This is a genomic window from Gemmatimonadota bacterium (assembly GCA_026706345.1).
Lineage (GTDB): Bacteria > JAAXHH01 > JAAXHH01 > JAAXHH01 > JAAXHH01 > JAAXHH01.
This window is the reverse complement of record JAPOYX010000107.1, coordinates 1-11,233: the sequence shown is the minus strand read 5'-3', so window position 1 is coordinate 11,233 and position 11,233 is coordinate 1. Positions and strand designations below refer to the sequence as shown.

Annotated in this window: 6 protein-coding genes; 3 read left to right on the top strand and 3 right to left on the bottom strand. The window is 63.1% G+C overall.

Features of this window, described 5'->3' with window-relative positions; genetic code table 11:
* Together OXG98_07555 and OXG98_07550 are read left to right on the top strand one after the other, a co-directional pair.
* The coding region (locus tag OXG98_07555; GenBank protein MCY3771858.1) for an efflux RND transporter permease subunit at nucleotides 1-3,163 on the top strand (3,163 nt) is incomplete at its 5' end.
* Between the two features lie 46 nt (nucleotides 3,164-3,209).
* Nucleotides 3,210-6,473, top strand: coding sequence for an efflux RND transporter permease subunit (locus OXG98_07550; GenBank protein MCY3771857.1), 3,264 nt, complete (start codon nucleotides 3,210-3,212; stop codon nucleotides 6,471-6,473).
* A gap of 113 nt (nucleotides 6,474-6,586) precedes the next feature.
* Here the strand turns inward: OXG98_07550 and OXG98_07545 are convergent, their stop codons facing one another.
* Nucleotides 6,587-7,381: a phytanoyl-CoA dioxygenase family protein gene (locus OXG98_07545; protein MCY3771856.1), complete on the bottom strand. Its 795-nt coding sequence runs from the start codon at nucleotides 7,379-7,381 to the stop codon at nucleotides 6,587-6,589.
* Nucleotides 7,382-7,420: 39 nt separating this feature from the next.
* The gene (locus tag OXG98_07540) at nucleotides 7,421-8,227 is read right to left on the bottom strand and encodes a phytanoyl-CoA dioxygenase family protein (protein MCY3771855.1); all 807 of its coding nucleotides are present in this window, start codon (nucleotides 8,225-8,227) and stop codon (nucleotides 7,421-7,423) included.
* 239 nt (nucleotides 8,228-8,466) lie between these two features.
* Here OXG98_07540 and OXG98_07535 point away from each other — a divergent pair, with 239 nt between their 5' ends.
* Entirely contained in the window at nucleotides 8,467-8,682 is a 216-nt protein-coding gene (locus tag OXG98_07535) for a hypothetical protein (GenBank protein MCY3771854.1), read from the top strand.
* 7 nt (nucleotides 8,683-8,689) lie between these two features.
* On the opposite strand, the gene OXG98_07530 is transcribed toward OXG98_07535, so the two are convergent.
* Nucleotides 8,690-11,233, bottom strand: a 2,544-nt coding sequence (locus OXG98_07530) for an alpha-N-acetylglucosaminidase C-terminal domain-containing protein (GenBank protein ID MCY3771853.1), incomplete at its 5' end; no start/stop codon positions are given.

The window sequence follows — 11,233 nt, the reverse complement described above, 5'->3', positions numbered from 1 at the left end:
GCTCCGGGAAGGCGACGAGGAGTTGATCGTCCGCGCGGTCAACGAGTTCCAGACGGTGGAAGAAATCGGTGAAATCATCATCTCCCGCCGCGGCGAGGTGCCCGTGCGGCTGAACGACCTCGCGACGGTGCGGCGCCACTACAAGGAAAGGAAGACCGTTACCCGTATCAACGGGCGGGAGAGCGTGGAAATCGCCCTGTTCAAGGAAGCCGACGCGAATACGGTAACGGTCGCCCGCGCCATCAAGGAGCGACTTGGCGACATCGGGACCCAAAGGCTTGAAGAGGAGGATGTCGATGAAACGGGTCCCCCGAGCGGCGATGGGCAGGAAGATGCGGCCGCGGACGGGATCGAACCGACCGGGCCGACTATCGCCGACGGAAGACGCACCGTGGTTTCCACCCTGCCGGACGGCGTCTCCCTGTACATCGTATCCGACCAGTCCCGCTTCATCGAAAACGCCATCGATGAAGTGATCAATACCGCCCAATGGGGCGGCGTACTGGCGATCCTGGTCCTCTTCCTGTTCCTGCGCAACCTCAAAAGCACCTTGATCGTGGGCGTGGCCATACCGGTTTCGGTGCTGATCACCTTCATCCTGATGTTCTTCAGCGACACCACGCTCAACATCATGTCGCTCGGGGGGCTGGCCCTCGGCATCGGCATGCTGGTCGACAACGCCATCGTCGTGCTCGAGAGCATATTCCGGTGCCGGGAGGAGGGGGACTCCATCGTCGAAGCCGCCCGGCGCGGAGCGTCGGAAGTCGGCATGGCCGTGACCGCGTCCACCCTCACGACCATCGCCGTGTTCTTTCCCATCGTGTTCATCGAAGGGGTCGCCGGCCAGATCTTCACCGACCAGGCGTTGACCGTCACCTTCGCCCTGCTGGCCTCGCTCGCCGTGGCGCTTACGTTCATCCCCATGATGGCCTCGCGGGAAGGCGGGACGGGCGGTGCGGCGGGAAGCGGTCTCTGGATACAGGCCGCGTACCGGGAGTACCGGCGGTCCGCTCCGGAGGAACGGGGCCGCGCCTGGCGCTGGTTTCCCCGGAAGGCGAGGAAGGATACCGGCGCGTGGTTCGCCGGAACTTTCCCCGGATTCGCCTGGTTCGGGGAGACTGCCCGCGGATTCAGGACACGCAAGGACGGCGGACCGTCCAGGGCGGGCTGGATCTTTTTCTATCCGGTGTACCTGGTCGGCCGCTTCCTGGTGCTGGCGTGGCGCTGGCTGAAAGGTTGCGTGGTCCAGGGCCACGACAGCATCCGGCAAGAGGACGGGGCCCGGTGGCTGCGGGCGGCCCGCATTGCCGGGGCGGTTCCACGGTGGATCGCCGTGTTCGCCTTTCGCTTCATACTGCCCTTCTTTCGGCTGGTCCGGTTCCTGATCGGCAGTTTCTTCAAAACCCTGTTTACGGTCGTACCCAACGTGCTGGTGCTGGTGCTGGCCCCGTTCTGGCTGCTGGCTCGCGCCGTATTCTGGCTGCTGGGCAAGATCGTCCGCCCGGTACTGAATCTATTCAACCACGTGCTCGAGAAATTTCAGGTTCTATACGTGTCCGTGCTCTCCCGGGCGTTGGAACACCGGTTCGTCACCATGGTCTTCGTTGCGGCGCTCGTGGCGACTTCGGCGGTGCTGATCCCGCGCCTGGGGACCGAACTGATCCCTGAACTGGAACAGGGCGAGTTCGCGGTCGATCTCATCCTGCCGACGGGCACGCCGCTGGCCGCCACCGACACGACCGCGACGCGGATAGAAGACCTGATCCGGGACGACCCGGACATCGAACAGGTCTACGTCGTGGTAGGCGCGGTGGAATCGGGCGGCACGCTTGTCGAGGAAGAACGGGAGAACATCGCCCGGGTGACGGTGATGCTGCAGCCGGAGACGATGCGGCAGCAGGGGAGCGACGACGTCATGGACCGGCTCCGGTCCCGGCTGGCGGACATACCGGAGGCCCGGCTGGAGTTCGTTCGCCCCGCCCTGTTCAGTTTCAAGGCGCCGCTGGAAGTGGAAATCCGGGGGTACAACCTGCAGGATCTCCGTTCCATCAGCGGCCAGGTCGTCGACGCCCTCGAAGGCGCGGAAGGGCTCAGAGACGCCCGATCCCTGATGGAGGCCGGGCATCCGGAAGTCGTGGTCGTCTTCGACCGCGACCGCATGGCGGCCCTCGGCGTGGACATCGGCCAGGCGGCCGACGCGATCAGGAACAAGGTCCGCGGTAGCGTGGCCACCCGGTTTTCGGCGGGAGACCGGAAGATCAATATCCTCGTGCGCGCAAGGGAAGAAGATCGAAAGGAAATCGCCCAGTTGAAGGCGCTGGCCGTAAACACCGGCGGGCGGGGGAACACAAACACCGAAAACCGGCCGGAAGGGAATCCGTCCGGGGAGGATCCCGGATCGACGAACGGCGGATCTTCGCAACCCGCCGCCGAACGCGGTGCCGTGTTGCTCAGCGGCGTGGCGCAGGTGCGCATGGACGAGGGACCGAGCGAGATCCGGCGTATAGACCAGCAGCGCGTGGCGCTCGTGACGGCCAATCTGACGGGAATCGACCTGGGGAGCGTGGCGCGGGACATCCAGAACCGGCTGGCGGGGCTCCCGTTGCCCGATGACTTCAGCATCGATCTGGGCGGCCAGTACCGGGAGATGAACACGGCGTCGCGCAGCATGCTGCTGGCCATTGCCATGGCCGTCTTCCTGGTATACCTGGTCATGGCTTCCCAGTTCGAGTCGCTGCTGCATCCCTTCATCGTCATGTTCTCCTTTCTGCTCGCCCTTTCCGGCGTGCTGGTGACGCTGTACCTGCTCGACATCACGATCAGTGTCGTGGTCCTGATCGGCATTATCATGCTCGCGGGCATCGTGGTGAACAACGCGATTGTTCTGGTGGACTACATCAACCGGTTGCGAAGAAGAGGCGAAGACCGGATCAACGCCGTCATTACGGCCGGCAGGGTGCGGCTTCGTCCCATATTGATGACGACCGCCACGACCGTCCTGGGACTTCTGCCCCTGGCGCTGGGCGTCGGCGAAGGCGCCGAAATACGTACGCCGCTCGCCGTCACCGTGATCGCGGGGCTGATTTCGTCCACCGTGCTTACCCTGATCGTGATTCCCGTCGTCTATACGCTGCTGGACCGAAAGCAGGACGCAAGCACGTGAAGAACGGTTATCCGAGTACCGTAGATACGATACCCCGGAGTGATTGATGTTTCGATTCCTGACGCCCGCTAACTGGACCGCTTTCGCGTTCCGCAGGCCGGTGACGGTCTTCATGGTGCTGGTCAGCGCGATCCTGTTCGGCGCGGTCTCCTTCAGACTGCTTCCCCTGGAATTCATCCCGGCGATCGAAGGAACGAGGATGAACGTCTGGGTCCCCTATCCCAATTCCACCCCGGAGGACAATGTTCAGATGATCGTCCGGCCTCTCGAGGGAGAGCTGAAGACCCTCCGGGGACTGCTTCGCGTGGAATCCAACGCGCGGACCAACGGGGTGAGCGTCAACTTGCGTTTCGATCACGACACCGATATGAAGCTGGCCTACGTGGAGGTCCGCGACCGCGTGGAGCGGGTACGGCCCCGGCTGCCCGATGGAATAGACCGTATCTGGGTAAGGAAGTTCTCCACTACCGATATCCCGATCATGTGGCTCGCCATGTCATGGCACGGCGACCAGGACGCGCTGTTCCAGGTGGTCGACGAACAGCTCCGGCCCCGCCTCGAGCGTCTGGACGGCATCGCCGGAATCGACACCTGGGGATCGCAGTCCCGGCAGGTGATCATCGATATGGATGAAGACCTGCTGAAGGCCTACAGGGTGAATCCCGAGCAGTTTCTGGGCGCCATGGAACAGGCCAACATGGACTCCCCCGGGGGATACGTGGAAGACGGCGGGTTCCGCTACCTGGTCCGGCTCACGGGCGCGTTCGAGTCCGTGGAAGACATCCGGGCATTCCCGATCAATGAGCGAGGCCTTCGCCTCGGCGACGTCGCCGACGTCGCCTACCGTAAACCCACGAGCCAGTGGGGTTATCGCCTCGACGGCCAGGACGCCGTGGGCATGGTCATCCGGAAGGAATCCAACGCCAACACCGTGGAGGTGACGGCCGCCGTCCGGGAGACGCTGGACGAGCTGACGCGGGATCCGCGCTGGCCCGGCCTGACCTACCACGTCTTCTTCCAGCAGTCCACGTGGATACTGAGTTCGCTCAGTGCGCTCGGAAACGCGGGGATGTGGGGGGGACTGTTCGCCGTAGGCGTGCTGTTCTTCTTCTTGAGGAGGTACCGGACGACCTTCATCATCGCCGCGTCCATCCCCGCGTCCATCCTGGTCACGTTCACGGCCATGTATTTCATCAATACGAGTTACCAGATCCTGTCGCTCAACCTCATCTCCCTGATGGGCCTGATGCTCGGCATCGGCATGCTGGTGGACAACGCCGTGGTGGTGCTGGAAAACATCCTCCGGCTCCGGCGCCAGGGCATGGAACCCGTAAAGGCGGCCATTCAGGGCGCCCGTGAGGTCGCCGTCGCCGTCAGTGCTGCGACGCTCACCACGGCCATCGTATTCCTGCCCCTGCTTTTCATCGACGGCGGAGGCGCGCAGACTCAGATGAGAGAACTGGGCCTGGTCATCACCATCTCCCTGGTGTCCTCCCTGGTCATGTCGCTGAGCTTCATTCCGCTGCTTGCCTCCCGTTTGCTGAAGGACGGAGCCCTGCCGGCCGTCGGTCTGCTGGATGCGCTGGAAGACCGGTACAGCAGGCTGATCGGCTGGGTGCTGAACCACCGGCTCGATGTGGCGCTCATCCTGGGCGGCTTCGTCATCCTGACTATGCTCATACCCATGCAGAAGGTCAAACTCGACAACACGCCCACGGACCAGCGGCAGGTATGGATGTACGTCGAACCCGGTCCGTTCCTCGATCTGGAGGAGACGGACCGCTTTGTGACCGAACGGGAGAATGAATGGCTGGCCGCGGCCGATTCGCTGAACATCAAGGCGATTCGCACGGACTTCCGGCCCGGCCGGGTATGGTTCAACGTCTATCTCAAAAACGAACGGGACGACTCGGTCTGGGAGGGACTGGTCCACAAGGCGAAATACCCGTGGGTATGGGCTTCGCTCGCGGTTTGCGCCTGCCTGCTCGTTGCCTTGAGGAAAAAGCCCTATGCCTTCCAGGCCATGGCCGTGGCCACGGCGCTGTACGTGGCCATCCTGCTGATACTCGGTACCCAGGGCGGAACGGAGACCTACCGTTCATCGGAAGAAGTCGCCAAGGTTCTGCGCGAGACGATTCCCGAGGCGCCGGGGCGCGTCGTGAGATGGCGATGGGGCGAGGAAGGCGAAGAGGATCCGAGGGTGAGCATCGCCCTGAGCGGCGAAGACCCCAGGGTGCTTGAGCAGATCGCCGGGGACGTGAACGCGCGGTTGAGCCAACTGCCGGAAATCACGACAATCACCACCGACCTGGACAACGACGACACTCAGGACGAGCTGAGGGTCACCGTGGACCGCGACCTGGCGGGCAAGTTCGGACTCACGCCCCAGCGTATCGCCGCCATGACGCTGTCGGGCATCCGGGGGCAGGAGATGAGGCGGCTGAAAACCGCGGACCGGGAGATCCGGGTCTGGCTGCAGACGGACGAAGAGGACAGGCAGACCGTCCACCAGCTGCGCGACCAGGCGGTCTACCTGGACGACGGAACCCAATTGCCGCTGGCCACCATGGCCGGTTTCTCGCAGAGCCCCGCCTTCCGAACGATCTACCGCCGGGACAGCCAGACCATACTCATGGTCCGGGCGAACACCACCACCGAAGGCATCGAGAACCTGGGTACCCGAATCAGCGGCTCCCTTGCGGACCTGGCCCTGCCGCGGGGATACTCGTGGCGGCTTGGAGAGCGGTGGGAGCAGTTGGAGGAAGACACGCAGACCATGGCGCTGGCCGCCATGCTGGCCCTGGTCGCGGTACTCCTGCTGCTGGGTTCCCTGTTCGAGTCCTACATCGATCCCCTGATCATCGTCCTGGTGTCCATTCCCTTCGCCTACTTCGGATGCTACTGGATGTTGTTCGCTACCGGCACCCACATGTCGGTGCTCGCGCTCATCGGGGTGGTCATCCTCATCGGGGTGGTCGTAAACAACGCCATCGTGTTCATCGACCACATCAAGCACCTGGAGAAAGAGGGTGGCCTGAAGGGCCGGGAAGCGATCATCCAGGCCGGACGCGACCGCCTGCGGCCGATCCTGATGACGGCGCTGACGACCATGCTCGGCCTGCTGCCCATGGCCATCGGCAACGCTTCGCTGGGGGATCTGCCCTACTATCCCATGGGCCGGTCGGTGATGGGCGGCCTGATCTTCTCCACGATAGGCGCCATGATTGCGCTGCCCCTGGTCTACAGCGCCTTCGAAGACCTTCGGTCCTGGTGGCGGGGCATCCTGGCCAGGATCCGCCAGCCGGTGTGACCGCGGCTCGAAAGCACCGTGGTACACGACCCGGCTTCCTTAGCGGATTTCGAGCAAGGTTTCAGGTGTGACTTCCACTGGAGAACGCCGGGTACACCACGACCACGGCAGTTTCAGGCCAGGCTCTCCGCCTTCCTGCCGAGCGCTCCCACCCCCCCGACCAGATGTCGTATCCGGGGACGCCCGCTCTTCCTGAAGGCGGCGTGAGGCGTAAACACATCCGGAGCGCCCTCCCGCAGCATGAGCAGGTGGTCATCCTTCTTCGGCCGGGGACCGAACTTGAACACGATCACCCGCCGTTTCCCCGCCTTGCCGTACACCGCGTGATACAACCACTGGTTGAAGAAGACGATGTCGCCCGGATCGGTTTCGATGGCACAGGCGGGGATCCGGGGGCCGTCGACGCCGAACGGGGTGGGATCTCCGCCGAGATGGGCGTCCTGGAGGGGCAATAGCGATTGGTGAAAAGGATCCCGGTGGGAACCCGGTATGACCCCCAGCGCGCCGGATTCCTTCCGCTGCGGATCGAGATAGAGCATGACCTTGGTCCGCGGGTAGTCGAGATGCCGCGCCGTCTTGTGACCGTCGAAATGCCAGGTGTGGTCCGCCAGCCCGGGATCGATCCCCCACATGACCTCCGATCCGATCCAGATGAGTTCGTTGCCCAGGAGATCCTGCATGGACAGGTAGATCCGGTCGTCTTCCACCAGCCGAGTCAGCGCCGGGCGCGACTCCACGAACTTCCCGTCCCAAAGCCATTCCTCGTCGCCGATGTCGCGGCCGAGCTTCTCCGCACACGCCGCGGCGGCCTCCCGGATCAGCGCCTCTACTTCCTCCCCGGTAAAGGCCCGGCGAATGACCAGGAATCCGAAGGTGTGGAAGTGTTCAATCTGCCCGCTGGACAGCATCGAAAGCTCCGGTTTTTCAGCGAGGTGCCGGTTCCCGGATCATGCCGCCACGATCCTGCTGCGTGACAGCAGTGCCCTGCCGCGATCCGACAGCTTAGCGTATTCCGCTGCAGTCATGTCGATCGTGGCGTTGCGGAACCACGGCCGCGAATAGCAAATGACCAGTTCCGCCCGGACATGGTCCGACCGGTTCGGCGTGCCCCGGTGGAGGGTCCTCGGATCCTGCACCCAGAGCGTGCCCTTCTTCAGGTTCAGCCGGTGCGCGGGCGGGAAATCCCCCCGCAGCAGTACGTCATTGTAAGTTTTCTCCAAGTCGGGGTCCGCCAGGTACTGCGTGCCCGGCATGATCTCGAAGCTGCCGTTCTCTTCGCTGGTGTCCACCAGGGGAAACTTGATGCCGAAATGGGGGCAGACCGGCAGGCCGATGTGGGGCGTAATCAGGTGCAGGTCCCGGTGCCAGGGCTGGAACTCACTGCCCGGATAGGGATTGTTGGAGTGGTAGCAGTCGATGTGGAAATCGTCGGTGTCCCAGTATCGTTCGAGAAACGCCAGTACTACGGGGTTCTCATAAAGCTCCGGATCGGAGAAGGGCGGCTCCCAGGGTACGTGTAGGGTATAGCGATTGACGAACTGCTGTCGTCCTTTGCCCGTGCGGACTTCGCCCCTTTCCTTCGGGTGGATCTCATGTTCTTCGCGCGCCTTGAGCCGGTCGAGCCGCGGCATGAAAGCCTCCCGTATGCGGTCGATTTTCTCCGGTGCGACCAGATTTTCGAAAGTCGTGAATCCACTGATCTTGAGTTCCGCCACCTTCAGGTCGAGATCGTAGTCGGTCGGCGCGGACGACATGGGAAGTTGCCTCGGCAGAAATAGGCGGCGTGTGTGGGCGAGAGATATAATACGCTTGTGGCGGGAGAAGTGTCAAAGACAATTGCCGTGGACGCAAGGGATTCCGATGCAACAGGAAGTATTTGAACTTTTTTACGAGAGCTACCGGTAATTATCCGACTCTTTATATATCAGCGCACGGGCTGTAGTGGGACAGACAACACGACAACAAGGTGACAGTGATGCACCGAAGAGCGTGGATGGACGCGACCATAAAGGCGGCCCTGATCGGGGTCGCCGTCCTGATGTACCTGGACTTGAAAGCCGAGATACGGGACCTGAGAGACAAGCTCGACAGAGTGGAGACGAAGGTTGATGAAGTCCGGGGGTATCTCAAGTTCAACGCCTCTGATCCAGACATGGAGTTCCCACCCGCGAGTCCTGAGAAGGAGCCTGCCGTAAGGAGCCTGCCGTAAAGAAGGATTAACCTGTTGCCGGGGTTAGGGCTACCACGAAAGAAGCCACGTCCAGATCCGTCCCGCTGTCGAACCACACCTTGTATTCGGAGTCTCGGAAATTGAACGAGAATATCGCAACGTCGTGACCGTCCGAGGGGGCGGGCTCGTCCTCGTGGCGGACCAGGTGGACCGTCGGCATCACGGTCACCTGGTACAGGGCGATCTCGCCCCGTGCGATGTTGTATTCCCTGCGCACTTCGCGCACGGCGATGATATCGTGGAGTTCACGGGGAACGACGACCCTTTCCACGAAACCGGGCACGTTGAACCCCTCGATCGTTTCGCCGGGAACCCCGTGCAATACCAATCGGTTGCCCGGCGGCGCGTAGTCCTCCTCCGCGAGGATCTCGTCGATGTCTTCGGGAGGCGGGAAGGCGTCCAGCATCTCACGGACGAGGACATCCAGCGGCCCCACGTAGAAGTCGTACCGGCCGCTCACGGAACCGGCCTTGATGAGTCGGAGGGCAAGGGCCTCGTCCTCTCCGGTCAACTCGGGTTCGCAGGTATCCCCGTAGGGCGACCAGGGCGTGTTACCCCGGGGCGTCGACCAGTTCGCCACGCGAGAGGGCAAATCGACGTCCGAATCCCGGTCTACCAGCCGCTCCGATATGTCCTCCCCCCGTTCCATGAGCGTCCGCATCCGGTCGACGTATTGCCGCACCCGAGGGAGGAAGTAATGGACGATCATCTCGGCGAAATCCTCCGGGAGGTAGTCCAGCAGCACCTGCCAGTTTTCCAGGGAGATCAGGGCGGTGAAGGTGATCCAGTTGCTTTCGCTGTTGGCGTGGCCCGGCACGATCTCGGGCCATCGGGCCGCCCATTCGTCGTGGGTCTTGAGCCTGAACTGCTCGTGGGCGCTGCAATATCGCGCCATGGCGTGCATCACCTGCTCCGTCTCCTCCGCCATGCGTTCGAACCGTTCGCCGTCCCCGGCGCGGAAGGCCTTGCGCGTGTGGGCCAGGCGATGGTTGAAGATGCCCGCCAGGTACGTCCGGCCGATGTCCACCAGGTCGAAGCGGTACATGGGGGAACCCTTGAGGTCGTTGTATTTGGAGAGGAGGATCTCGAGCATGTCGTGGAGGGCCGGAAGAAACCCGATGAGCCGCTTGACGGACCCGGAGGTGAGACCGGGAAGCAAAGTCCCGTCCCAGTTCCGGTACAGGGGGCCGTTGTGGGTGCAGGGATCGAAGTACGCCATGATCGTTTCGGCGAATATCCGTACGGCCGGGCGGGTGCCTTCCGCCGCCGGACCGTACCGTCTGCGGTTCCAGCGCTCGACATAGTCGTCCGGTTCCACGTCCGAGGGGTTCCACGACAGCTCCGCGTACAGATCCATGGTCATCACGTTCCGGTGATTGGTTTCCGACGAAACCATGAATCCCTGCAGGTTGGCCGCCCTGGGATGATCCGTCAGCGAACGGGCGTTGTCGATCGCCGTTTCGATGTCGCCGTTGGGATTGGTCTCCCTGCCGCACTGGCCGCACATGCCCGTGGACCACGGCAGCCCCCAGTAGTAGTCGCACCGGAGGAAGTCGTACATCCTCCCAGCGTGGTTGAGGAACATGTTGCCGATCACGGGCAGGCCGGCGTCCCGTACCGCCCGCGCCTGGGCCGCCTCCGTGGGATTGTCCGTGCACACCCGGGGACTGAACAGCACCGCGTCCGGATCGCCGTCCCGGATGGCCTGGATCATGCCGTCGACCGAGGCGTGGGTGAGTTCTGCGGCCCTGTCCGGATCTTCCTCCACCCAGGTCTCCTCCGTGGGCAGCCAGAGGCTGTAGAGGTGGTCTGTACCCAGCGCCTCTCCGTACGATTCCACCACGGCGGTGGTGAACCGCCGGGTCGCGGGATCCCGCGGGTCAAGGACGATCTCGGATTCGCCGCACCATTCCAGCGGCGCGACGCTGATCCCGGCGCCGGTCATAGCCTCGTAACCGTCCACGAACACCTGCAACTGGCGGCCGTCCGCATAGGGTGAAAAACCGGGATTCACCGCGGGCGTGCCCACGTGAAGCTGCATGCGGTAACGGATTCGGATGCCGGCTTCCCGGGCATAGTCGAATACCCGACGCAACAACGCGATACGCTCCTTCTGCCAGTCGGTCAGTTCCACCGGAACGCCCAGCCGGTTGGCCGCCAGCGCGCCGATACCGCAACAGTCCGCGATGTTGCCGCTCTCGAGGATGTTGAAACGTTTCTTGACCAGATAGTCGATCCAGGGCCTGAGCTCCTCCCAGGTCCACCAGCGCATGCCGCTGTAAGCGTCCTGCATGTTCGCGAAGTACATCCGCCACTTGAAGCGGGGCTTGCGGTATTCCGCCAGTTCGCCTATCGAGACGGTATCTTTCCGGGGGATCTGCTCGCCTTCTTCAAAGAAGCCGCATCCCAGATGTTCTTCGAACAGCCGGTACACGGCGTACAGCGCGGAGTAGGGCCGGCGGCCGGCAAGCGCCAGGACATTGCCGGTACACCGGATGACGTAGCCGTCGTAGCCCAGGCTGGAATCGGA

Bases quoted from the DNA above. Each gene is read 5' to 3' on its own strand.
- OXG98_07545 (MCY3771856.1), bottom strand. From the start codon at position 7,381: ATGCTGTCCAGCGGGCAGATTGAACACTTCCACACCTTCGGATTCCTG.
- OXG98_07550 (MCY3771857.1), top strand. From the start codon at position 3,210: ATGTTTCGATTCCTGACGCCCGCTAACTGGACCGCTTTCGCGTTCCGC.
- OXG98_07540 (MCY3771855.1), bottom strand. From the start codon at position 8,227: ATGTCGTCCGCGCCGACCGACTACGATCTCGACCTGAAGGTGGCGGAA.
- OXG98_07535 (MCY3771854.1), top strand. From the start codon at position 8,467: ATGGACGCGACCATAAAGGCGGCCCTGATCGGGGTCGCCGTCCTGATG.